Here is a 23310-nt window from a genome sequence, read left to right as displayed (position 1 = left end):
CCCCACCTTTATCTGTCTGGAGTACGCAGCATGTCCCTCTCGATCTACCAGGCTTCCGTTCCCGTCTTCATCCGCATGCTCGGCAACCTCTCGGTGATCCTCACCAAGGCTGCCGAGCACGCCCAGGCCAAGTCCATCGACCCTTCCGTCCTGATCAACGCCCGCCTCGCCCCGGACATGTTCGCCCTGGCTCGCCAGGTGCAGATCGCCTCCGACTCCGCCAAGGGCGCCGGCGCGCGTCTGGCCGGCGTAGATGTGCCGAGCTACGCCGATGACGAAACCACCTTCGACCAACTGCAGACGCGCATCGCCAAGACCATCGAGTTCCTCAAGACCCTCAAGCCCGAGCAATTCGAAGGCGCCGAAGACCGCACCATCGAACTGAAGCTGCGCACCCGCGAAGTCAGCTTCAAGGGCTCGGACTTCCTGCTGGGCTTCGTCAACCCGAACTTCTATTTCCACATCACCACGGCCTACGACATCCTTCGCCACAACGGCGTGGAAGTCGGCAAGATGGATTACCTGGGCGGCGTCTGACCGCCCCGGGCGCTGGCCTCCCCGGCGCCCTTCAGCCGCGCGGCAGCGGCAACGTGGTGGTGGACTTGATCTCCGAGAGCGCCACGATGGAGTTGATCTCCTGGACCCCCGGCACCTGGGACAGCCGTTCGAAGAAGAAGCGCTCATACGCCTCCACATCTTCCGTGACGATGCGCAGCATGAAGTCCACGGCGCCCATCAGGACATGGCACTCCAGTACCTCGGGAAACGCTTCCATGGCCTGTGCGAAATCCGTCAGGTGATTGCGCCCGTGGGCGTTGAGCTTCACCTGGGCGAATATCTGGGTATTCAGGCCGATCTTCTTGCGATCCAGTAGGGTCACCTGCTTGCGGATCACCCCTTCCTCCTTCAACCGCTGAATCCGCCGCCAGCACGGTGACTGGGACAGGCCGATACGTTCGGCGATCTCCGCCGTGGAAAGAGTGGCCTCGTCCTGCAGCAAGGCGAGGATCTTGCGGTCATGGGCATCCAGCGAAACAGGCATAGATGATTCGTCCTTAGTAAATTCAGAGAATCATTAATGCACAAATTACCGCCACATGGCCAAAAACAGGCAAATAAATCCTCGGCACGGGCCGCAGAATATTCCTCACTCCCCCTGCATCGGCCAGCCGTCATGACACTCCCTGCTCTCCATCTCGTCGAGTTCCCCCTGGATCAACAGGACCGCCCGGCTCCCACCGAAGCGGCCGCCGACGCGCGCTACCTGATTCGCGCCGAGATCGACGCCGACATTCTCTGCCGCCTGTTGAACCAGTTCGCGCTTCAGGGCCACGTCCCGGCCGAAGTCGAGTCCTCGCGCCGGGAGGATTGGATGGACATTGCCCTGCGGGTGAACACCCTGCCGCGCTACCGTGCCGAGGTCATCGCACAGCGCATGCGCGGCATGGTCAGCGTGTGCTCCGTCGATCTGCACGTACAAGGTACGGAAACTGTCCTTTCAGCGACATAAGCTGGCTTTCTGGCGTTAGTCGGCACATCCTCCCGGGCTTAGAGTGCGAACCTGACCCTAGCGGTCTTTCACACACAACAACGATGAGAGATGTGCCCATGGCTCGCCCACGCCTGCTCCCCGACAACTTCACCCTGGCGCTGATCGCCACCGTGACCGTTGCCAGCCTGCTGCCCTGCGAAGGCACCGCCGCCGTGATCTTCGGCTGGATCACCAACCTGGGCATCGCGCTGCTGTTCTTCCTCCACGGTGCGAAGCTGTCGCGCCAGGCGATCATCGCCGGCGCCACCCACTGGCGCCTGCACCTGCTGGTGTTCGCCTGCACCTTCATTCTCTTCCCGATCCTCGGCATGGCGCTCAAGCCGGCGCTATCGCCGCTGGTAACCCCGGACCTGTACCTGGGCATGCTCTACCTCTGCGCCCTGCCGGCTACCGTGCAGTCGTCCATCGCCTTCACCTCGCTGGCGCGCGGCAACGTGCCTGCCGCGATCTGCAGCGCCTCGGCCTCCAGCCTGATGGGCGTGTTCCTCACCCCGCTGCTGGTGCAACTGCTGATCGGCGCCCACGGCGACACCGGCATATCGACCCTCGACGCCATTGGCAAGATCACCCTGCAACTGCTGGTGCCCTTCGTGGCAGGCCAACTGCTGCGCACCTGGATCGGCGCCTGGGTCGAGCGCAACAAGCCGGTGCTGAAGTACGTCGACCAGGGCTCGATCCTGCTGGTGGTCTACACCGCCTTCAGTGCCGCCGTGATCCAGGGCCTCTGGCACCAGATCCCGCTGCCCGCCCTGGCCGGCCTGGTCGTTGCCTGCTGCGTACTGCTGGCCCTGGCGCTGATCGCCACCAACCTGCTCGGCCGTTACCTGGGCTTTTCCCTGGAAGACCGCATCACCATCGTCTTCTGCGGTTCGAAGAAGAGCCTGGCCACCGGCGTGCCCATGGCCTCGGTGCTGTTCGCCAGCAGTACGGTCGGTGTGATCCTGCTGCCGCTGATGCTGTTCCACCAGATCCAGCTGATGGTCTGTGCCGTGCTCGCCCAGCGCTACGCGCAGCGCCAGGAAGACAGCCACGCCTCGCTGGAACGCAGTAACTGACGACGACCTGACGCCCACAAAAAAGCCGGTGCATCTGCACCGGCTTTTTTATTGCTGCCTCGCTGTCAGGCGCCGACTGGCGTGCGCATGGTGACGAATTCCTCGGCAGCCGTCGGGTGGATGCCGATGGTTTCATCGAACACCCGCTTGGTCGCCCCGGCCTTCAGCGCAATGGCGATACCCTGGAGCATCTCCCCGGCATCCGGGCCCACCATATGGCAGCCCAGCACCTTGTCGCTGTCGGCATCGACGATCAACTTCATCAGAGTCCGCTCCTGGCTTTCAGTGAGCGTCAGCTTCATCGGCCGGAAGCGGCTCTCGAAGACTTTCACCTTGTGCCCGTTGCTGCGCGCCTCGTCCTCGGTGAGGCCAACGGTGCCAATGTTCGGCAGGCTGAATACCGCGGTGGGGATCAGCTTGTAGTCGACCGGGCGGTACTCGTCCGGGCGGAACAGCTTGCGCGCCAGCGCCATGCCTTCAGCCAACGCCACGGGGGTCAGCTGCACGCGACCGATGACATCGCCGATGGCGTGGATCGACGGCTCGCTCGTGCCATAAGCCTCATCCACTTTCACGTAGCCGCGGTCGTCCAGCTCCACGGAGACGCTCTCCAGGCCCAGGTTGTCCAGCTGCGGCCGGCGGCCAGTGGCGTAGAACACGCAATCCGCCTCCAGCACGCGACCATCCTTGAGGGTGGCGGCCAGGGTGCCATCGGCCTGCTTGTCGATGCGCGCGATGTCGCTGTTGAATTGCAGGTCCAGCCCCTTCCTGGCCAACTCGTCACGCAGGTGCTCACGCACGCTGCGATCGAAACCACGCAGGAACAGATCCTTGCGGTACAGCAGCGAAGTCTGCGCACCCAGGCCATGGAAGATGCCAGCGAACTCGACCGCAATGTAACCACCGCCGACTACCAGCACCCGACGCGGCAGCGACTCGAGGAAGAAGGCTTCGTTGGAGGTGATCGCGTGTTCCTTGCCGGGAATGTCCGGCACCTGCGGCCAGCCACCGGTAGCGATGAGGATGTGCTTGGCGCTGAAGCGCTGCCCGTCGACTTCCACGGTGTGCGCATCCCGCAGCGTTGCATGGCCTTCCAGCAGGGAAACGCCGCTGTTCACCAGCAGGTTGCGGTAGATGCCATTGAGCCGGTGGATTTCGCGATTCTTGTTGGCGATCAGGGTCTTCCAGTCGAAGTTCGCTTCGCCCAGGGTCCAGCCAAATCCGGCGGCCTGCTCGAAGTCTTCATGGAAGTGCGCCCCGTACACCAGCAGCTTCTTCGGCACGCAACCGACATTGACGCAGGTACCGCCCAGGTAGCGGCTTTCCGCCACGGCCACCTTGGCGCCAAAGCCTGCGGCGAAGCGCGCGGCGCGCACACCACCGGAACCCGCACCGATGACGAACAGGTCAAAATCGAAAGACATCATGGTTCTCCGTTTGGATATGTCGGGCAGCATACCTCATGGCGCCTGACCTATCCTGCCAACTGCCGGCCCCGAAGGAGGTATTGCCATGCACCCGACCCTGACCCACCTGGCCCTGCACGTGCCCGACCTGGAAGCCTGCGTGGCGTTCTACGAGCAATTCTGCGGCATGCGTGTGATCCACGAGCGCGAAGGCAAGGGCTCGCGCATCGTCTGGATGGCGGAGCCGGGCAAGGAGCATCGCTTCATTTTCGTCATCATGCCCGGCGGCGAGGAACGCCACCTGGCAAGCGATGACTACAGTCACTTCGGCTTCGCCGTGGACACCCGCGCTGAGGTCGATCGCGTCGCCAGGGATGCCGAGGCTGCCGGCTGCCTGATCTGGGCGCCACGCGAAGAACCCTACCCCGTTGGTTATTACTGCGGCCTGCGCGACCCGGCCGGCAACTACGTCGAGTTCAGCTACGGCCAGCCGCTCGGGCCGGGCTCGGAGGCGATGCCGATTCCACGCTCGATGTAGGCCGGAAAAACGAAAAAGCCACCCGAAGGTGGCTTTCCCGAAGAGTGGAAAGGTCCGGACTTACCAGGCCTTGCCAGTCTTGTAGAGGTGTTCGTAGCAGAAGTTGGTCGCCTCGATATAACCCTCGGCGCTACCACAGTCGAAACGCTTGCCCTTGAACTTGTAGGCCAGCACGCAGCCGTCCTGGGCCTGCTTCATCAGGGCGTCAGTGATCTGGATTTCTCCACCCTTGCCCGGCTCGGTCTGCTCGATCAGGTCGAAGATATCCGGAGTCAGGATGTAGCGACCGATGATCGCCAGGTTCGACGGGGCGTCTTCGGGCTTCGGCTTCTCGACCATGGTGTTCACGCGGTAGATGTCGTCGCGGATCATCTCGCCGGCGATCACGCCGTACTTGTTGGTCTCTTCCGGCGGCACTTCCTGGATCGCCACGATGGAGCAGCGGAACTGGTTGTAAAGCTTGACCATCTGCTTGAGGACGCTGTCGCCTTCGAGGTTCAGGCACAGGTCGTCCGCCAGCACAACGGCGAAGGGTTCGTCACCGATCAGCGGGCGGCCGGTCAGGATAGCGTGACCCAGGCCTTTCATCTCGACCTGACGGGTGTAGGAGAAGGTGCATTCGTCGATCAGGCGACGAATACCGACCAGGTACTTTTCCTTGTCGGTATTGCGAATCTGGTGCTCCAGCTCGTAGCTGATGTCGAAGTGGTCTTCGAGAGAGCGCTTGCCGCGGCCAGTGACGATACCGATTTCACCGAGACCGGCTTCCAGTGCCTCTTCAACGGCGTACTGGATCAGCGGCTTGTTCACCACCGGCAGCATTTCCTTGGGCATGGCCTTGGTGGCCGGGAGGAAGCGGGTACCGTAGCCGGCGGCCGGGAACAGACATTTCTTGATCATGGGAGTCCTTCGAGAGGGACAGGGGTGCGAGTTGCGCGCAGTCTAATCAGGCTGCGCCCGCCTTACAATGCCCCGGATTGCAAGCTGCACGACTCTTGTGAGGACTTGCGAAACCGGTGGCACGCGCATCTGACCACCAAGGCCCCGATTTAGTTCTCGAAGTTGCTGGCAAATGGTCAGCATCCCGCTCCAACACGCCACAACGCTACGCCCCGGGGCCCTGCGCAACGTCGCTTCCGGAAAGCCGCTGACGCACCACTCCCCATATTGAGAGCTCATCGCCCTCCTCGACTTTCAGCGTCGGATATTCATCGCTCGCCGCCTGCAGCGCGAAGGAACCGTCGACAATGGCGAGGCGACGGATCAGTGCCTCGCCGTTGAGCGCCGCCACCACAATCTCACCAGGGGCCGCCAGCTCGGAGCGGTCGACCAGCAGCAGGTCGCAGTCGTGAATGCCCGCTTGCGTCATACCTTCGCCACATGCACGGACTATGTACGTATGAAAAGCCGCAACACCGGCCATTGCACCAGTCTGCACAACATCTCGGACTTCCAGAATGGTTTGCTGCATGACCTTTCTCCAGATACTGTATATACATACAGATAGCAGATACCTGTCAGCCCGACAAGCTATTGAATGGAACCTCCAGGAAGAAATGCCGCTCAACCGAAAGGACAGCGCACCGATGACGGTGGACTACCCTTAGGGAGGGGTGAGGATATCGATATGAATCCAGGCACGTTCGTCACGCTCATGATTTTCGGCTGGGTCCTGCTGGCAGTAGTTACGCTGTGGGCGATCCTTCGCGTACCGATGCGCCGGGCCCGCCTGCAGAGGCCCAGGCACAAAGCGAAAGCCGACTCCTCGCGACACCAGCCTATCCCTCACTGAAATCTCCAGTCGTGCAAAATGCCATGGCATTTTCGCCTTGCCATGCAGGGTGCATGACAAGCGAGGCGGACAGACATTGCAACTATCTGATTTTTAAGGATTTTCTATTTACGCCAGATTGGTATGCACCCTGCAATGAAAAGGGAAGAAACCACCCATTCATTGCCGAGGACGACACCATGCCTATCGACCGCCTGCCTGCCGCCCAATACCTCTGCCAGGCCTTCTCCGATTTCGACGTGAGCTTCACGGCTCGACCGGACGGCAATCTGATCATGACGCTGAGCAAGGATGCGGGCGAACACATCGCCTGTCGCGTGGTGCGCCAGGAAGAGCAACGCAACGAAGAGCTGCTGACCAGCCTGGTTGGCCGCATTCGTCGCGATCTGGCGACCGAGTACGGCCCGCTTCAGGAGCGCGATGCCGACCACTTCAAGGCAGAGGTTCCTCTGCAGAACTTCTACGAGTCTGCGGAGCCGCTGCGCCAGCGCCGCATCGTCAAGGCCGGCGCAAAGCTGCGCTCAATTGCCAATATCGGAGCCTGAATGGCGAGCATAAAAAACCCGGCCTTGGCCGGGTTTCTTTTTTGGAGCGCTCACCACGACTCGAACATGCAATCAGAAACGAATCGGGAAAGAGGAAGATGGTGCCCGGAGCCGGACTCGAACCGGCACGCCCAAAGGGCGAGAGATTTTAAGTCTCCTGCGTCTACCGATTTCGCCATCCGGGCGGCAGCGCATTGCAGTGTTTCCAGGTGCAAACCTGGAAAGGGCTGGACTATATACAGCCCCACTCCCGCTGCGCAAGTTGCTGAAACTCGCAATCCCTGCAGCGGGCCACTAAAGAAAAAGCCCTGTAAATCTTCGATTTACAGGGCTTTTCTATTGGAGGCTGAGGTCGGAATCGAACCGGCGTTCACGGATTTGCAATCCGGTGCATAACCACTCTGCTACTCAGCCATAACACGGATGACTCAAGGCGAATCATCAAAATCTGGAGCGGGAAACGAGACTCGAACTCGCGACCCCGACCTTGGCAAGGTCGTGCTCTACCAACTGAGCTATTCCCGCGTTGTCGTGTTGACGGGCGCCATTCTAACGATTTGGAAATGCCTGTCAACTCCTTGATTCAAAAATACTTATTTCTCTTTCGGGGTCGTGTTCAGGTGCGGCCAGGCCGCCACAAGATAGTGCAGCATCGACCACAGGGTGAGGATGGCCGCAACGATCAGCAGTGCATAGCCAACCAGAACCCAAAAGGTCATCAGCGGCGGATTGGCCAGGAGAATCACCAGCGCCAGCATCTGCGCCGCAGTCTTCCACTTGCCCAGACTGGAAACGGCGACATGCGCCCTCGCCCCTATCTCCGCCATCCATTCGCGCAGCGCCGAGACCACGATCTCGCGGCCGATGATGATTGCGGCCGGCAGCGTCAGCCACAGATTCGCGTGCTCCTCCACCAACAGCACCAGTGCAGTGGCAACCATCAGCTTGTCCGCTACCGGGTCAAGGAAGGCGCCAAAGGGAGTGCTCTGCCCCAGTCGACGCGCCAGGTAGCCATCCAGCCAGTCGGTGGCGGCGGCAAGTGCGAACACGGCGCTGGCAGCCAGGTGGCTGGCCGGGAACGGGAGATAGAACAGCAGGATGAAGATCGGAATGAGCAGAACGCGGAGCAATGTGAGCAGGTTCGGGATATTCATCGGGTCGGAAGGTCTGCGAGTTGAGCCGGCATTCTACTCGCTGTGCAGTGCAGCATAAATCTGCTCTGCCAGCTTTTTGCTGATACCGGGGGCTTTGGCAATTTCATCGATACTGGCTCTGCCCAGTTCCTGCAACCCGCCGAAATGCTTGAGCAGGTCGCGACGGCGCTTGGGCCCGACGCCAGCGACGTCTTCTAATGTCGAGGTGCGACGGGCCTTGCCGCGCCGAGCACGGTGGCCGGTGATGGCAAAGCGGTGTGCCTCATCGCGGATTTGCTGGATCAGGTGCAGCGCGGGCGAGTCGGCGGGCAAGGTGAATTCGTGTTCGGCGTCGTTGAGGTAAAGGGTTTCCAGACCAGGCTTGCGGGTGACGCCCTTGGCGACGCCAAGCAACGTCAAGCCTACCACCGCCAGCTCCTGGAGCACTTCCTGGGCCATTGCCAACTGCCCTTTGCCGCCATCCACCAGAAGAATGTCGGGCATCTTGCCCTCGCCTTCCTTCAAGCGGCTGAAGCGGCGGGTCAGCGCCTGGTGCATGGCGGCGTAATCGTCGCCGCCGGTAATGCCCTCGATATTGAACCGGCGATAATCCGACTTCAGCGCGCCTTCAGGCCCGAAGACCACGCAGGAAGCCACAGTCGCCTCACCGCTGGAGTGACTGATGTCGAAGCATTCGAGCCGCTGCGGCGGCTCGGGCAGATCCAGCGCCTCGCCAAGCGCATCGAAGCGCGCAGCCATGTGCTGGCGGTTCGCGAGGCGGGCGGCCAGCGCCTGTTCTGCGTTGGTCACGGCCAGCTGCTGCCAGCGCGCACGCGTGCCTCGAACTCGGGGCGAGATTTCCAGCAGGCGACCACGGGACTCTTCGATGGCCGAAGCGAGGATCGGGAAGTCCTCATGCACGGCGTTGACGATCAACTCGCTCGGCAGATCACGCTCGTGATGGCTGAGGTAGTACTGCCCGAGGAAGGCCAGCAGGACGTCACCCACCTCCTCCTCGATCGCCACCTGCGGGAAGAAGTTCTTGCTGCCCAGCACCCGCCCACCGCGCACGCTGATCAGGTGCACACAGGCTCCGCCCGGATTGACGATGGCCGCCACCACATCGACGTTGCCCGTACCGAACTCCATGCTCTGCTGGTCCTGCACGCGGCGCAGGATCTGCACCTGATCGCGCAATTCCGCCGCCTTCTCGAAATCCAACCGCATTGCCGCCTGCTCCATGCTGGTGGACAGCTCTTCGGCCAACACATTGCTGCGCCCGTCAAGGAACATGATCGAGTGGCGCACGTCTTCGGCGTACTCCTCCTCGCTCACCAGCCCGACACAGGGAGCCTTGCAGCGCTTGATCTGGTACTGCAGGCACGGACGCGTGCGGTTGCGGTAGTAGCTATCCTCGCACTGGCGCACGAAGAAAGCCTTCTGCAGCAGCGCGAGGCTTTCGCGAATGGCGCCAGCGCTCGGGTAAGGGCCGAAGTAGCGCCCTTTGGCCTTCTTCGCGCCACGATGGATGGTCAGGCGCGGGAACGCGTCCTCGCTCGACAGGAAGACGTAGGGATAGGACTTATCGTCGCGTAGCAGGATGTTATACGGCGGCCGCCATTCCTTGATCAGCGTCTGCTCGAGCAGCAGCGCCTCGGTCTCGTTGGCGGTGATGGTCGTCTCGACCTGAGCGATCTTCGCCACCAGGGCGGCCGTCTTCGGCGCCAGGCCGGACTTGCGGAAATAACTGGAGAGACGCTTCTTGAGGTCCTTCGCCTTGCCGACGTACAGCAGCTTGGCCTCGGCGTCGAACATGCGATAGACGCCCGGCCGCCCGCTGCAGGTGGCCAGGAAAGCCGCCGAATCGAACAGTTGCACCATGATCAGTTGCTGGCGTCGACCATGCCGTGCCGGACAGCCAGCAACGCCAACTCGACGTCACTGGTGATCGAGAGCTTCTCGAAAATGCGGTAGCGGTAGGTATTCACGGTCTTGGGCGAGAGGCACAGCTTGTCCGAGATGCTCTGTACCTTCTGGCAGTTGGCGATCATCAGTGCGATCTGGATCTCGCGCTCGGACAGGGTGTCGAACGGCGATGCATTTCTTTCCGGCTCAAAGGACTTCAGCGCCAGGTTCTGGGCGATCTGCGGGCTGATATAGCGCTGGCCGGCAAACACCTGGCGAATCGCCTGGACCATCTCATCCAGAGCCGCGCCCTTGGTAAGATAGCCAGCCGCGCCGGCTTGCATCAGGCGAGTCGGGAACGGGTCTTCCTCACACACTGTCACTACCACGACGCGCACGTCGGGCTGGCTACGCAGCAGTTTTCGGGTGGCTTCCAGGCCGCCGATGCCGGGCATCTTCACGTCCATCAGCACAACATCGGGCTTGAGCTCGCGAGCCAGTTGCAATCCACGCTCGCCGGAGTCGGCCTGCCCGACGACCTGCAGGCCGTCGATATCAGCCAGCATGCGGGTAATTCCGGTGCGCACCAGATCGTGATCATCGACCACCAGCACCTTAATCACGCAGCACCCCTTGCACAGAATGGAATGGTGAGCCCCGAAAAGGGACCTCGAACAATTGCCGAACCTTAACAGAAAGCGGCTCTACGACCTAGCTTGGAAGCGGTTCGCCAAAATGCAAGCGCCAGAGAAATGCAGCGCAGGCGGGATAAATGCTGACAGATGCCTGCCAGACCGTCTAGGACGGCCGTACCGGAAATTTCCCTGCCAGGAAGGATCGACTGCAATGCAGGTGGAACTCAGGCTTCGACGGCATCCAGCAGGGCCCACGGCTTGTAGCCTGCTGCGCGCGCTGCCTTTTCCGCTTCGAGGATCGCCTCGGTGCGACTCAGCGAGCGCGAACGATGCTCGAAGCGGAAGGCGGGCCCACTTTCTGCGCGCACGCTGAGAACAATCAGATAGCCCCGCATGGGGTTGCTGGCTTCGCGAGTGGTTTTCACTTTCTTCGGAGCAACGCCAAGCGCTTCGCGCATCTGCCGCTCGAGATCTTCGACTTGGTTCATTCAGGATTTTCCGGAAGGTGGTACTTGAAGTTTAACTGAGCGGATCAACGTCCTACAGAATCATCGATCGGGATGACTGCCTTTTCTGACGTTGTTCAACTTGTGCAATGCAATTGCCATGAGTACGACGTGAAATTGGAAGAAAATTCCACAAGCGGTGCTTGATCGCCAAAAACGCGAAAGCCCCGCATGGCGGGGCTTTCAACGTTGTAATAGTGGCGGAAGCGTAGAGATTCGAACTCTAGGACAGTTGCCCGTCGACGGTTTTCAAGACCGTTGCCTTAAACCACTCGGCCACGCTTCCACATGAGCGGGCGGCAATATTACCGGATCGCAACACACTGTCAAACTCTGATGATTCAGCGCGCTTTTCCCTCTGTTATGATGAGCACCACTACGGTCATGGATCCGTATCCCGCTTAACAGGAGTGTCTCGACATGCAAGAACGGCAATATCTCGACTCCACAGCCGTGGAGCAGAAAGAGGTCAGCGGCGTCCTGCGCAATACCTACGGCCTGCTGGCCCTGACTCTGGCCTTCAGCGGCCTGGTGGCCTTCGCCTCGCAGCAGATGCGTCTGCCCTACCCCAGCTTCTTCGTGGTGCTGCTGGGCTTCTATGGCCTGTTCTTCCTCACCGTGAAGCTGCGCAACAGCGCCTGGGGCCTGGTCAGCACCTTCGCGCTCACCGGCTTCATGGGCTACACCCTCGGCCCGATCCTGAACATGTACCTGGGCATGGCCAACGGCGCGAGTATCATCTCCTCGGCCTTCTTCATGACTGCCCTGGTGTTCTTCGGCCTTTCCGCCTACGTACTCACTACCCGCAAGGACATGAGCTTCCTGTCCGGCTTCATCACTGCGGGCTTCTTCGTGCTGCTGGGCGCCGTCCTGGTCTCGCTCTTCTTCCAGATCAGCGGCTTGCAACTGGCCATCAGCGCCGGCTTCGTGCTGTTCTCCTCGGCGATGATCCTGTTCCAGACCAGCGCGATCATCCACGGTGGCGAACGCAACTACATCATGGCCACCATCAGCCTGTACGTGTCGATCTACAACCTGTTCATCAGCCTGTTGCAGATCTTCGGCATCATGGGCAGCGACGACTGATCCTCGCGCCTCCCAGGAAAAAGCCCGTCTCGACGGGCTTTTTTCATTTTCGGCGCGGCAAACATCTGCATAGCGCCGTATCATCCAGCGAAAATTCGCCGATCAGGCCCGCTCCATGAAGTTCGTCATCGCCCTTTTCTCCCCGCCGCATTCGCCGGCAGCCCGCCGCGCCCTGCGCTTCGCCGAGGCTGCATTGGCCGGCGGCCATGAAATCACCCGGCTGTTCTTCTACCAGGACGGCGTGCACAGCGCCTCGGCAAACACCGTCACCAGCCAGGATGAACTGGACGTCGCCGCCGCCTGGTCGCGCTTCGTCGCCGATCACCAACTGGACGGAGTGGTCTGCATTGCCGCTGCGCTGCGTCGGGGCGTGCTCAATCCAGAGGAAGCCAACCGCTATTCCCGTCCCGCCGCGAACCTGCAGGCGCCCTGGGATCTTTCCGGCCTTGGCCAACTGCATGAGGCAGCGCAACTGGCGGACCGTCTGGTCTGCTTCGGAGGCAACTGATGGCCAAGTCCCTGCTGATCATCAGCCGTCAGGCGCCCTGGGCCGGCCCCGCCGCCCGCGAGGCGCTGGATATCGCCCTGGCTGGCGGCGCCTTCGATCTGCCGATCTCGATGCTCTTTCTCGATGACGGTGTGTTCCAGCTCGCTCCCGACCAGCGTCCCAGCACAGTTGAACAGAAGGACCTGCAGGCGAATCTGCAAGCCCTGCCGCTGTTCGGCGTGGAAGCGCTCTATACCAGCAGCCGCAGCCTTACCGAACGCGGATTGGACGGCGCGAGCCTGACCCTGCCCGTCCAGGCGCTGGACGATGCCGCCCTGCGCAGCCTGCTGCAAACCCATGACCAGGTGATCACGATCTGATGGCTACTCTCCACCTGCTCTCGCACTCTCCCTTCAATGACGGCCGGCTCGCCAGCTGCCTGCACCTGCTCGGCCCGGACGATGGCCTGCTGCTGACTGGCGAAGCCGTCTACTCCCTGCGCGAGGGCACCGCCCCTTGCCAGGCACTGGAGCTGATGCCCGCCGCCAATGTGCTCTTCGCCCTGCTGGAGGACCTGCAGGCCCGCGGCATGGATGATGTACCCGCCCGCGTCGTTGCCGTGGATTACCCCGGCTTCGTCGAGCTCTGCACCCGTTTCGACAAGGTGAACGCCTGGCTATGAGCACCCTACTGGTCAACGGCCACTCCCTGCCGCTGGACAAGGACGGCTACCTCGTCGACCTGAACGACTGGAGCGACGTCGCCGCCGAGGTCCTGGCACACAACGAGGGCATCCACCTGACTCCCGAGCACTGGGAAATCCTCCTGCTGCTGCGCGAGTTCTACGGCGAGTTCCAGCTCTCGCCGGCCAACCGTCCGCTGATCAAGTACGTCGCCCAGAAGCTGGGCGCGGAAAAGGGCAGCAGCCTGCACCTCAACCTCCTGTTCAAGGGCACACCGGCCAAGCTTGCCGCCAAGCTCGCCGGCCTGCCGAAGCCGACCAATTGCCTATGACCACCTCCCCGCTTGTCCTGCAGCCCCCCGCCGAACACCCCTTCGCCCAGTTCGTCCGCATCCTGGGCAAAGGCAAGCGCGGCGCGCGCGGCCTGACCCGCGAGGAAGCCCGCGAAGCCCTCGGCATGATCCTCGACGACAAGGTCGAGGAAGCGCAGCTGGGTGCCTTCCTGATGTTGCTGCGGCACAAGGAAGAAAGCGCCGAGGAACTCGCCGGCTTTACCGAGGCCGTACGCTCCCGCCTGCAGGCACCGAAGATCGCCGTGGACCTCGACTGGCCCAGCTACGCCGGCAAGAAGCGTCACCTGCCCTGGTACCTGCTGGCCGCCAAGTGCCTGGGTGGCAGCGGCACCCGTATCCTCTTGCATGGCGGCGGCGCGCATACGGCTGGCCGTGTCTACAGCGAACAGCTGCTCAAGCAGCTCGGTCTGCCACTGTGTCGCGACTGGAGCTCGGTCAGCCAGGCACTGGACGCCAAAGGTATCGCCTTCGCCCCGCTGGTCGATTGGATGCCGCGCCTGCAGCACATGATCGACCTGCGCAATACCCTGGGTCTGCGCTCCCCCATGCACTCGGCCGTGCGCCTGCTCAACCCGCTAAGCGCTACCTGCGTACTGCAGAGCATTTTCCACCCCGGCTACCAGGAGGTGCACCGCGAGGGCAGCCGCCTGCTCGGCGACTACGCCATCGTCATCAAAGGTGAAGGCGGCGAGATCGAGATGAACCCGGACGCCACCTCCCACCTCTATGGTTGCCGCGACGGCGAAGCCTGGGACGAAGAGTGGCCGGCGCTGTCGCCGCTGCGCCACGTCAAGCCAGAAACGCTGGACCCGGCACACCTGGCCGCCTTCTGGCGCGGCGAAGCCGAAGACGCCTACGGCGAACTGGCCGTCCGCGCGACCATGGCACTCGCCCTGCGCGCCATGGGAATGCAGCGCGACGAAGCCTTCGCGGAAGCTGGCAAGCGCTGGGCTGCGCGGGATAAATCGATTTAATCGATACTTGGAATCCTGTTTTTGCGCTAAACAATCGAGCCATAGCCGATAGACTGGTCCCATCTCCCCCGTGTTCTGGAGCAATGAGATGGGACAGTTGATTGATGGCCGCTGGCATGACCAGTGGTATGACACCAGCAAGGACGGCCGCTTCCAGCGCGAGAACGCGCAGCGCCGCAACTGGGTTACCGCCGACGGCCAACCCGGCCCCACCGGCGAAGGCGGCTTCCGCGCCGAAGCCGGCCGCTATCACCTCTATGTATCCCTGGCCTGCCCCTGGGCCCACCGCACGCTGATCTACCGCCAGCTCAAGGGCCTGGAATCGCTGATCGACGTCTCGGTGGTCAGCTGGCTGATGCTGGAAAACGGCTGGACCTTCGACAAAGCCCTCGGCTCCACGGGCGACAAGCTCGACGGCCTGACCTTCCTCCATCAGCGCTACACCAAGGACGACGCGAACTACACCGGCCGCGTGACCGTGCCGGTGCTGTGGGACAAACACGAGCAACGCATCGTCAGCAACGAATCGGCGGAGATCATCCGCATGTTCAACAGCGCCTTCGACGGCATCACCGGCAACCCGCTGGACCTCTACCCGGAGCCGCTGCGCGCGCAGATCGACGAACTGAATGAGCGCATCTACCCGGCAGTGAACAACGGCGTGTACCGCGCCGGTTTCGCGACGACGCAAGACGCCTACGAAGAGGCCTTCAAGACCCTGTTCAACGAACTGGATTGGCTGGAAGAGCGCCTGAGCAAGCAGCGCTACCTGGCCGGTGAATACCTGACCGAAGCCGACGTGCGGCTGTTCACCACACTGATCCGCTTCGACGCGGTCTACCACGGCCACTTCAAGTGCAACCTACGGCGCCTGGCGGACTACCCGAATCTGTCCGGCTGGCTGCGCGAGCTGTATCAACTGGAGGGCGTTGCCGGAACCGTGGATTTCCAGCACATCAAGAACCACTACTACGCCAGCCACCGCACCATCAACCCGACCGGCGTCGTGCCGCTCGGCCCCCTGCAGGACTTCACCGGACCGCACGGACGGGGCCACCTGCCGGGCAAAGGTATTGCGCACAAGGGCTGACGAGCAGCACTGCACCTGTAGGAGCGGGCCACACCGCGATTCACGGACAAGGTCCGCGCCTGCAGGAGTACCGAGTCAGATCGGTTTGTCGATACCGTCGTAGACCTTCTGCAGCGCGTCCAGGCGTTCCTGGTAGCGCTGCTTGAGGCAGGCCTTGTTGGCGCCGCAGGCGCGGCGCTGCTCCAGCCAGGCGAGCTGGGAGTCACCCAGGTTTCCGCGCATGCCCATGGCGAACAGGCCGCGCAGCAGGCGGTAGGTGGTCGCCACCTGCACATCCATCTCGGAAAGCTGGCGATCCGCGCAGATGGCCTTCTCGTCCGCCTGCTTGGCCTTCTTGCAGTCGAAGCTGGCCGCATGGGCTGGCAAGGCGATGCAACCCAGCGCACACGCAGCGCCCAGGATCGCAACGCGCGGGGATATCACTGCTGCCCCTCGAACCACGCCAGCTTCTCACGCAGCTGCACCACTTCCCCGACAATCACCAGAGTCGGTGCATGCACTTCATGCTCGGCCACCAGCTCCGGCAGGTTTGCCAGGGTGCCAGTGAACACGCGCTGGTGCACTGTGGTGCCCTGCTGGATGAGCGCCGCCGGCGTATCGGCGGAACGACCATGACGCACCAGTTGCTCGCAAATGACCGGCAAGCCAACCAGGCCCATGTAGAACACCAGGGTCTGCCCGGGGGCGACCAGATCGTTCCACGGCAGGTCGGTGCTGCCGTCTTTCAGGTGGCCCGTCACGAAGCGCACGGACTGCGCGTAGTCACGATGAGTCAGCGGAATACCGGCATAGGCCGCGCAACCGCTGGCCGCCGTAATGCCCGGCACAACCTGGAATGGGATGCCATTGGCTGCCAGTTCGTCGATTTCCTCGCCACCTCGTCCGAAGATGAACGGGTCGCCGCCCTTCAGGCGCAGCACGCGCTTGCCCTGCTGGGCCAGCTCGACCAGCTTGCGATTGATCTCGTCCTGCGGCACGGCGTGGTCCGCACGGCGCTTGCCGACGTAGAGTCGGTCCGCGTCACGGCGACACAACTCGAGGATGGCCGGCGCAACGAGGCGGTCGTAGAGCACCACGTCGGCCTGCTGCATCAGGCGCAGGGCGCGGAAGGTCAGCAGGTCGGGATCGCCCGGACCGGCGCCAACCAGATAGACCTCACCGCGAGACTCCGCCTGCGGCGATTCCAGCTTGTCCGCCAGCAGGCGCTCGGCTTCGCTTGGCTGGCCGGCGATCATGCGCTCGGCGACCGGGCCCTGGAACACCTCCTCCCAGAACTTGCGGCGCTGCTGCAGGTCCGGCAGGCGCTGCTTCACGCGCTCGCGGAAGCGGCTGGCAAGATCGGCCAGCTGGCCATAGGTCGCGGGAATCCAGGTTTCCAGCTTGGCGCGCAGCAGGCGCGCCAGCACCGGCGCGTCGCCGCCACTGGAAACCGCCACCACCAGTGGCGAGCGGTCGACAATGGCCGGGAAGATCACACTGCACAGGGCCGGCGCATCGACGACATTGACCGGAACGCCACGCTCGTTGGCGTCGCGGGAAACCTGGGCATTGAGCGGCTCATCGTCGGTGGCGGCGATGACCAGAACGCAATCCTGAAGATCACCCTGAGCGTAGGGGCGCAGGAGCAATTCGCCCGCGCCCTCTTCGATCAGCTCACGCAGCTCCGAATGCACTTCCGGAGCCACGACTCGCAGCACTGCGCCGGCGTCTCTCAGCAGGCGCGCCTTGCGCAGTGCGACATCACCGCCGCCGACCAGTAGCGCGCGACGTCCGCGCAGGATGTGGAACAGCGGCAGGAAGTCCATCTCAGCCGATGACCTCGATGCCCGCCATGTACGGCTTGAGCACTTCCGGTACACGGATCGAGCCGTCGGCCTGCTGGTAGTTCTCCAGCACGGCGACCAGGGTGCGGCCCACGGCCAGGCCCGAGCCGTTGAGGGTGTGCACCAGCTCCGGCTTGCCGGTCTCCGGGTTGCGGTAGCGCGCCTGCATGCGGCGGGCCTGGAAGTCGCCGCAGTTGGAGCAGGAGGAAATCTCGCGGTACTTGTCCTGGCTCGGCACCCATACTTCGAGGTCATAGGTCTTGGCCGCGCCGAAGCCCATGTCGCCAGTACACAGCGCCAGGGCGCGGTACGGCAGCTCCAGGGCCTGAAGGACCTTCTCGGCGTTGCCAACCAGGCTTTCCAGGGCCTCCCAGGACTTGGACGGCTCGACGATCTGCACCATCTCGACCTTGTCGAACTGGTGCTGGCGGATCATGCCGCGGGTATCGCGGCCCGACGCACCGGCTTCGCTGCGGAAGCAGGGCGTGTGAGCGACGAACTTCAGCGGCAGCTCCTTCGCATCGAGGATCTGGCCGGCAACGATGTTGGTCAGCGAGACTTCGGCGGTCGGGATCAGGTACAGGTCCGCTTCGTCTTCGCGCTGGATCTTGAACAGGTCTTCCTCGAACTTCGGCAGCTGGCCGGTGCCTTGCAGCGCCGGAGCCTGCACCAGGTACGGGGTGTAGGCCTCTTCGTAGCCGTGTTCGCGGGTGTGCAGGTCGATCATGAACTGCGCCAGGGCGCGGTGCAGGCGGGCGATCGGGCCGCGCATCAGCGCAAAGCGGGCACCGGACAGGCGGGCGGCGGTCTCGAAGTCCAGCCAGCCGTGCTGCTCACCGAGGGCGACGTGGTCCTTGATGTCGAAATCGAAGGTGCGCGGGGTTCCCCAACGACGGACTTCGACGTTCTCTTCCTCGTCAGCGCCCACCGGCACAGACTCGTGCGGCAGGTTGGGAATGTTCAGCAGCAGGCTGTCCAGCTCGGCCTGGATGGCGTCCAGCTCGCGCTTGCCGGATTCCAGCTCCTCGGCCATGCGGTTGACCTCGGCCTTCAGCGGCGCGACGTCTTCACCATTCTTCATGGCCTGGCCGATGGCCTTGGAGCGCGAGTTGCGCTCGGCCTGCAGCGTCTCGGTGCGGGTCTGCACGGATTTGCGCTGGCTCTCCAGCGCTTCGATGCGCGCCACGTCCAGGGTGAAGCCGCGAGTGGCCAGGCGTTCGGCCACTTCCTGCGGCTGGGTACGAACCAGTTTGGAATCGAGCATGGTGTCTTCTCGTGTCTAGTGTCAGGCGGCGCCCGCGGGCGCCACTTCAGGATTTTCTGCGACGGCGGGAACTGGCCTTGTCGAGGCTGGCCAGGTGGCGCAGCTTTTCGCCGATCTTCAGTTCGAGCCCGCGCGGCACGGGTTGGTAATACTGGCGCGGTTCCATGGACTCGGGGAAGTAGTCTTCTCCGGCCGCATAGGCATCCGGCTCATCATGGGCATAACGGTACTCGTCGCCATAGCCCAGGTTCTTCATCAGCTTGGTCGGTGCGTTGCGCAGATGCAGCGGCACTTCCAGCGAACCGCTCTCCGCCACGTCACGGCGCGCCGTGTTGTAGGCGTTGTAGACGGCATTGCTCTTCGGCGCGCAGGCCAGGTACACGATAGCCTGCGCAATCGCCAATTCACCTTCGGGGCTGCCGAGGCGCTCCTGCACATCCCAGGCGTGCAAGCACAGGGTCAGGGCGCGCGGATCGGCATTGCCGATATCCTCGCTGGCCATGCGCACTACGCGACGGGCGATGTACAGCGGATCGCAGCCGCCATCGAGCATGCGCGAATACCAGTACAGCGCGCCATCAGGGCTGGAGCCGCGCACCGACTTGTGCAGCGCGCTGATCTGGTCGTAGAAGGCCTCACCGCCCTTGTCGAAGCGCCGGCGCGAATCGCCCAGCAGGTTCTGCAGCAGCTCGGCACTGATCTCGCCGTTGTCCTCGGCGAGGTCGGAGGCGTTCTCCAGCAGGTTGAGCAGGCGCCGGCCATCGCCATCGGCGGCAGCCATGAGGATGGCGAAGCTGTCGTCAGGCAGGCTCAGGTTGCGCTTGCCCAGCCCCTTCTCCTCGGTCAGCGCGCGCTCGACCAGTCGGCGCAGGGCTGCTTCGTCCAGGCTTTTCAGCACATAGACGCGGGCGCGGGAGAGCAGCGCGTTATTCAGCTCGAAAGACGGGTTCTCGGTTGTCGCGCCAATGAAGATCAGCGTGCCGTCTTCAACATAGGGCAGGAAGGCATCCTGCTGGCTCTTGTTGAAGCGGTGCACTTCGTCGACGAAGAGGATGGTGCGGCGGCCGTACTGCGCGGCGTGCTGCTTGGCCACTTCCACCGACTGGCGGATTTCCTTCACGCCAGAGAGCACCGCCGAGATGGTCTCGAAGTGCGCGTCGGTGACCTGGGCCAGCAGCTTCGCCAGAGTCGTTTTGCCGACCCCAGGCGGGCCCCAGAAGATCATCGAGTGCAGCGCGCCCTGCTCCAGCGCCTCGCGCAGCGGCTTGCCGCGGGCGAGCAGGTGCTCCTGGCCGACGTACTCGTCCAGGCTGGTCGCGCGCAGGCGCGCGGCCAAGGGCTGGGAAACGGGGGCGGAGCGGAACAGATCCAAGGTCTTACCTATTTATCACTCAAAGCTGGGGACTTGACGCAGGCGCGCAGTACCGGTCACTCCTGGATGACGTCGACGCCCTTGGGCACCTCGAAGACGAATTGCTTGGCGTCCATCGCCTCGTTCATCTTCACGTCGAAGAACAGGATGTTGGTACGCTGGCCGACGCTGTCGATCAGCTGCATGTCGTTCACCACGCTACTGCGGAAGGAAATCCGCAGGCTGTCGAACAGGGTGTCCTTGGACTTCGGCTTGAGGGTGAAGTCGACCACGTTGCCGCCATCTTTGGCGGTGATGTCGAAGCTCTGGCCGATCTTCGACACATCACCGGAGAGCAGCAACGCCGGGGTCTGGGTCAGGCGCTGGTCGAGCTTCTGAATGGTCACCTGTTCCAGGTCCGGGTCGTACAGCCAGATTTTCTCGCCATTGGAGATCAACAGCTGCTCGTTCGGAGCATCGGTGTGCCAGCGGAACAGCCCCGGACGTTTCAGGCCCAGGGTGCCGGCGGTTTCCTGCAGGCGGGTGCCGCTGCCGTCCAGGGTCAACTGGGAAAAGCGCGCGGTCATTGTCTGTGCCTTGGTGAGCATCCCGCTCAGGCGCTGCGCAGCAGCCTCGTCGGCATGGGCCTGGACGCCGGCAACAGCCAGCGCAGCAACGAACAACAGGCGGATCAGACGCATCGAAATCCTCGAAGTCGAATCAATCACGGATCGGGGCCGGCGCCATTACTTCGCGCGAGCCATTGGTATTCATCGGAGTGACCACGCCAGCCATCTCCATTGCCTCGATCATCCGCGCGGCGCGGTTGTAGCCGATCTTCAGCTTGCGCTGCACGGCGGAGATCGAAGCCCGGCGGCTTTCGGTCACGAAGCGCACGGCCTCGTCGTAGAGCGGATCGTCCTCGCTGCCCTCGCCGCCTTCGCCGCCACCACCGCCCTCGAACGAACCGCCACCGCCCTCTTCGGCGCCAGCGAGGATGTCCTCGATGTAGTTCGGCGCGCCACGCAGCTTCCACGCCTCGACGACGCGGTGTACTTCGTCGTCGGAGACGAAAGCGCCATGGACGCGGATCGGCAGGCCGGTGCCCGGCGGCAGGTAGAGCATGTCACCGTGCCCCAGCAGTTGTTCGGCGCCGCCCTGGTCGAGGATGGTGCGCGAGTCGATCTTGCTGGAAACCTGGAAGGCGATACGGGTCGGAATGTTCGCCTTGATCAGGCCAGTGATCACGTCCACCGACGGACGCTGGGTCGCGAGGATCAGGTGGATGCCCGCCGCACGCGCCTTCTGGGCGATACGGGCGATCAGCTCTTCCACCTTCTTGCCGACGATCATCATCATGTCGGCGAATTCGTCGACCACCACCACGATGGTCGGCAGCGTCTGCAGCAGTGGCGCTTCGTCTTCCATGCTCTCGCGGCGGTACAGCGGGTCGGTCAGCGGGGTGCCGGCTTCCTCCGCGTCCTTCACCTTGCGGTTGAAGCCTGCGAGGTTCCGCACGCCCATGGCCGCCATCAGCTTGTAGCGGCGCTCCATCTCGGCGACGCTCCAGCGCAGCGCGTTGGCGGCCTCCTTCATGTCGGTGACCACCGGGCAGAGCAGGTGCGGAATGCCTTCGTAGATCGACAGTTCCAGCATCTTCGGGTCGATCATAATCAGCCGCGCCTCTTCGGGCGTGGACTTGAACAGGATCGACAACAGCATGGCATTCACGCCTACCGACTTACCGGAACCGGTAGTACCGGCCACCAACAAGTGCGGCATCTTCGCCAGGTCGGTGATGATCGGGTTGCCGCCGATGTCGTGACCCAGGGCCAGCGGCACGGTGGACTTGTGCTCGTCGTATTCCGGCGTCATCAGCACTTCGGAGAAGCGCACCATCTGCCGGTCTTCGTTGGGAATCTCGATGCCGACGGTGGTCTTGCCGGGGATGACTTCCACCACGCGCACGCTGATCACCGCCAGCGAGCGCGCCAGGTCCTTGGCCAGATTGGAGATGCGGCTGACCTTCACGCCGGCGGCTGGCTGGATTTCGAAACGGGTGATCACCGGGCCCGGATGCACGGACTCGACGATGACCTCGACACCGAACTCCTTGAGCTTGATCTCCAGCAGGCGCGACATGGCCTCCAGGGACTCGGGCGAGTAGCTCTGTTTCTTTTCCGACGCCGGGTCGAGGATCGACAGCGGCGGCAGCGTGCCTTCCACGGCGGTATCGACGAACAGCGGCGCCTGCTTCTCTTTCAGCACGCGCTTGCTCGGCTCGGCCGGCTTGGTGGGCGGCGGCGGGACGTCGATCTTCGGCGCCACGCGCTTTTCGCGCTCCTGCACGCTCTTGACCAGCGCTTCCTCGCGCTCGATCAGGCGTTCCTTGACCTTGGCCTGCTCGCGGCGATCGGCAACGATGGGCGCGGCGACTTCGGCCACACGTTCGTCGACTTCACGCAACTGGGCGACGAGCTGCTTGTGCTCGCTGCGGGCGCTCCACCAGCGGTTGGTGGCGTTATGGATGAGCTCGAACAGATCGAGGGTGATCTTGCCGGTGACGTCCATCACCTTGAACCAGGACAGGTCGGCGAACACCGTCATGCCGAACAGGAACAGCGCCAGGAACAGCAGCGTACTGCCCTGCACGTTCAGCGCATTGATGCCCAGTTGGCCCAGGCTCTCGCCCAGGGCCCCGCCAGCCGTGGCCGGCATGTGGGCACCGCTGGTGTGGAAATGGATGTAAGCCAGCGCGGAGCCGGACAGGACCAGGAACACCAGGCCGATCAGACGCCAGGAGAACAGCCAGCCGCTCCACTCCCAGGCCATGTGGCGCTTGCGGAAGACCTGGTAGGTCTTCACCGCCAGCAGCAGCGGAAACAGGTAGGCGAAATAGCCCAGCACCATGAACAGGATGTCAGCGCTCAGCGCGCCCAGGCGGCCGGCCGCGTTCTGCACCTGCTCGACGTGGCTGGAGTGGCTCCAGCCCGGATCGGAGGAATCGTAGGTGAGCAGTGCCATCCAGAGGTAAAGGCAGAGCGCGCCGAGCGCGATCAGGGCCCCTTCCTTCAGACGGTAATGCAGTTGCTGGCGCCAGGCGGCAGCATGGCTTGCTGTGGTGTCCTTCAAA

26 protein-coding genes and 4 tRNA genes are annotated in these 23310 nt (G+C 63.1%); 12 read left to right on the top strand and 18 right to left on the bottom strand.

Going from position 1 to position 23310, the window contains the following annotated elements:
• Positions 1-30: 30 nt before the first annotated feature.
• Entirely contained in the window at positions 31-537 is a 507-nt protein-coding gene (locus tag IB255_RS24395) for a DUF1993 family protein (RefSeq protein ID WP_081520452.1), read from the top strand.
• Between the two features lie 31 nt (positions 538-568).
• Here the strand turns inward: IB255_RS24395 and IB255_RS24390 are convergent, their stop codons facing one another.
• Positions 569-1042, bottom strand: coding sequence for an Lrp/AsnC family transcriptional regulator (locus IB255_RS24390; protein WP_081520453.1), 474 nt, complete (start codon positions 1040-1042; stop codon positions 569-571).
• A gap of 132 nt (positions 1043-1174) precedes the next feature.
• Here IB255_RS24390 and IB255_RS24385 point away from each other — a divergent pair, with 132 nt between their 5' ends.
• Positions 1175-1510, top strand: coding sequence for a hypothetical protein (locus IB255_RS24385; protein WP_081520454.1), 336 nt, complete (start codon positions 1175-1177; stop codon positions 1508-1510).
• A 98-nt stretch (positions 1511-1608) separates the two neighbouring features.
• A complete protein-coding gene (locus IB255_RS24380) occupies positions 1609-2607 on the top strand; it encodes a bile acid:sodium symporter family protein (protein ID WP_081520455.1) in 999 nt (332 codons plus the stop codon).
• Positions 2608-2672: 65 nt separating this feature from the next.
• Here IB255_RS24380 and gorA read toward each other — a convergent pair whose 3' ends face one another.
• Entirely contained in the window at positions 2673-4031 is a 1359-nt protein-coding gene (gene gorA, locus IB255_RS24375; RefSeq protein WP_081520456.1) for a glutathione-disulfide reductase, read from the bottom strand.
• 88 nt (positions 4032-4119) lie between these two features.
• Between gorA and IB255_RS24370 the strand changes: the two genes are divergently transcribed.
• A complete protein-coding gene (locus tag IB255_RS24370; RefSeq protein WP_081520457.1) occupies positions 4120-4551 on the top strand; it encodes a VOC family protein in 432 nt (143 codons plus the stop codon).
• A 60-nt stretch (positions 4552-4611) separates the two neighbouring features.
• Here the strand turns inward: IB255_RS24370 and galU are convergent, their stop codons facing one another.
• Both galU and IB255_RS24360 read right to left on the bottom strand, forming a co-directional pair.
• Positions 4612-5451 carry a UTP--glucose-1-phosphate uridylyltransferase GalU gene (gene galU / locus IB255_RS24365; RefSeq protein WP_024767166.1) on the bottom strand — a complete coding sequence of 280 codons (840 nt, stop codon included), beginning with the start codon at positions 5449-5451 and terminating at the stop codon, positions 4612-4614.
• Positions 5452-5656: 205 nt separating this feature from the next.
• Positions 5657-6022, bottom strand: coding sequence for a LexA family protein (locus tag IB255_RS24360; protein WP_081520458.1), 366 nt, complete (start codon positions 6020-6022; stop codon positions 5657-5659).
• A gap of 500 nt (positions 6023-6522) precedes the next feature.
• On the opposite strand from IB255_RS24360, the gene IB255_RS24355 reads away from it, so the two are divergent.
• Complete coding sequence (locus tag IB255_RS24355; protein WP_168190547.1) at positions 6523-6888, top strand: DUF3509 domain-containing protein; 366 nt, start codon at positions 6523-6525, stop codon at positions 6886-6888.
• A gap of 99 nt (positions 6889-6987) precedes the next feature.
• Here IB255_RS24355 and IB255_RS24350 read toward each other — a convergent pair.
• The 8 genes from IB255_RS24350 to IB255_RS24315 form a co-directional block, all read right to left on the bottom strand.
• Positions 6988-7073, bottom strand: a tRNA-Leu gene (locus tag IB255_RS24350).
• A gap of 155 nt (positions 7074-7228) precedes the next feature.
• Positions 7229-7302: transfer RNA gene (locus IB255_RS24345), tRNA-Cys, on the bottom strand.
• A gap of 35 nt (positions 7303-7337) precedes the next feature.
• Positions 7338-7413, bottom strand: a tRNA-Gly gene (locus IB255_RS24340).
• Between the two features lie 68 nt (positions 7414-7481).
• Positions 7482-8042: a CDP-diacylglycerol--glycerol-3-phosphate 3-phosphatidyltransferase gene (pgsA, locus tag IB255_RS24335; protein ID WP_081520460.1), complete on the bottom strand. Its 561-nt coding sequence runs from the start codon at positions 8040-8042 to the stop codon at positions 7482-7484.
• Positions 8043-8075: 33 nt separating this feature from the next.
• The gene (uvrC, locus tag IB255_RS24330; protein WP_081520461.1) at positions 8076-9902 is read right to left on the bottom strand and encodes an excinuclease ABC subunit UvrC; all 1827 of its coding nucleotides are present in this window, start codon (positions 9900-9902) and stop codon (positions 8076-8078) included.
• 2 nt (positions 9903-9904) lie between these two features.
• On the bottom strand, positions 9905-10549 hold the full coding sequence (gene uvrY / locus IB255_RS24325) for a UvrY/SirA/GacA family response regulator transcription factor (protein WP_192210959.1): 645 nt from the start codon (positions 10547-10549) through the stop codon (positions 9905-9907).
• Between the two features lie 236 nt (positions 10550-10785).
• Entirely contained in the window at positions 10786-11049 is a 264-nt protein-coding gene (locus IB255_RS24320; RefSeq protein WP_225594994.1) for a hypothetical protein, read from the bottom strand.
• A 216-nt stretch (positions 11050-11265) separates the two neighbouring features.
• Positions 11266-11353, bottom strand: a tRNA-Ser gene (locus IB255_RS24315).
• A 134-nt stretch (positions 11354-11487) separates the two neighbouring features.
• Between IB255_RS24315 and IB255_RS24310 the strand changes: the two genes are divergently transcribed.
• The 7 genes from IB255_RS24310 to IB255_RS24280 all read left to right on the top strand — a co-directional run bounded on the left by IB255_RS24310 (position 11488) and on the right by IB255_RS24280 (position 15739).
• Positions 11488-12153, top strand: a complete 666-nt coding sequence (locus IB255_RS24310; protein WP_024765156.1) for a Bax inhibitor-1/YccA family protein — start codon at positions 11488-11490, stop codon at positions 12151-12153.
• Between the two features lie 115 nt (positions 12154-12268).
• Entirely contained in the window at positions 12269-12661 is a 393-nt protein-coding gene (tusD, locus tag IB255_RS24305; protein WP_081520462.1) for a sulfurtransferase complex subunit TusD, read from the top strand.
• Complete coding sequence (gene tusC / locus IB255_RS24300; RefSeq protein ID WP_081520463.1) at positions 12661-13020, top strand: sulfurtransferase complex subunit TusC; 360 nt, start codon at positions 12661-12663, stop codon at positions 13018-13020. The genes tusD and tusC overlap by 1 nt, the downstream gene beginning before the upstream one ends.
• Positions 13017-13322: a sulfurtransferase complex subunit TusB gene (tusB, locus tag IB255_RS24295; RefSeq protein ID WP_139791686.1), complete on the top strand. Its 306-nt coding sequence runs from the start codon at positions 13017-13019 to the stop codon at positions 13320-13322. The genes tusC and tusB overlap by 4 nt, the downstream gene beginning before the upstream one ends.
• Entirely contained in the window at positions 13319-13654 is a 336-nt protein-coding gene (locus IB255_RS24290; protein ID WP_081520465.1) for a TusE/DsrC/DsvC family sulfur relay protein, read from the top strand. Before tusB ends, IB255_RS24290 begins: the two co-directional genes overlap by 4 nt.
• On the top strand, positions 13651-14649 hold the full coding sequence (locus tag IB255_RS24285) for a glycosyl transferase family protein (RefSeq protein ID WP_081520466.1): 999 nt from the start codon (positions 13651-13653) through the stop codon (positions 14647-14649). The genes IB255_RS24290 and IB255_RS24285 overlap by 4 nt, the downstream gene beginning before the upstream one ends.
• Before the next feature lie 88 nt (positions 14650-14737).
• Entirely contained in the window at positions 14738-15739 is a 1002-nt protein-coding gene (locus IB255_RS24280; protein ID WP_081520467.1) for a glutathione S-transferase family protein, read from the top strand.
• 75 nt (positions 15740-15814) lie between these two features.
• Here IB255_RS24280 and IB255_RS24275 read toward each other — a convergent pair whose 3' ends face one another.
• The 6 genes from IB255_RS24275 to ftsK are packed head-to-tail and all read right to left on the bottom strand — an operon-like array spanning position 15815 to position 23309.
• A complete protein-coding gene (locus IB255_RS24275; protein WP_225594993.1) occupies positions 15815-16105 on the bottom strand; it encodes a lysozyme inhibitor LprI family protein in 291 nt (96 codons plus the stop codon).
• A gap of 53 nt (positions 16106-16158) precedes the next feature.
• Entirely contained in the window at positions 16159-17544 is a 1386-nt protein-coding gene (gene cysG, locus IB255_RS24270; RefSeq protein WP_081520468.1) for a siroheme synthase CysG, read from the bottom strand.
• A 1-nt stretch (position 17545) separates the two neighbouring features.
• Positions 17546-18826, bottom strand: a complete 1281-nt coding sequence (gene serS, locus IB255_RS24265; RefSeq protein ID WP_081520469.1) for a serine--tRNA ligase — start codon at positions 18824-18826, stop codon at positions 17546-17548.
• 46 nt (positions 18827-18872) lie between these two features.
• Complete coding sequence (locus IB255_RS24260; protein WP_081520470.1) at positions 18873-20198, bottom strand: replication-associated recombination protein A; 1326 nt, start codon at positions 20196-20198, stop codon at positions 18873-18875.
• Positions 20199-20254: 56 nt separating this feature from the next.
• Complete coding sequence (gene lolA, locus IB255_RS24255; protein WP_081520471.1) at positions 20255-20878, bottom strand: outer membrane lipoprotein chaperone LolA; 624 nt, start codon at positions 20876-20878, stop codon at positions 20255-20257.
• Positions 20879-20897: 19 nt separating this feature from the next.
• Positions 20898-23309: a DNA translocase FtsK gene (ftsK, locus tag IB255_RS24250; RefSeq protein ID WP_081520472.1), complete on the bottom strand. Its 2412-nt coding sequence runs from the start codon at positions 23307-23309 to the stop codon at positions 20898-20900.
• Between the last annotated feature and the right edge of the window lies 1 nt (position 23310).

Origin of the sequence: Pseudomonas sp. PDM22 (assembly GCF_014851965.1) — a bacterium.
Classification (GTDB): domain Bacteria; phylum Pseudomonadota; class Gammaproteobacteria; order Pseudomonadales; family Pseudomonadaceae; genus Pseudomonas.
The sequence above is the reverse complement of the archived record's forward strand: the minus strand, read 5'-3'. Positions and strand labels throughout refer to the sequence as shown.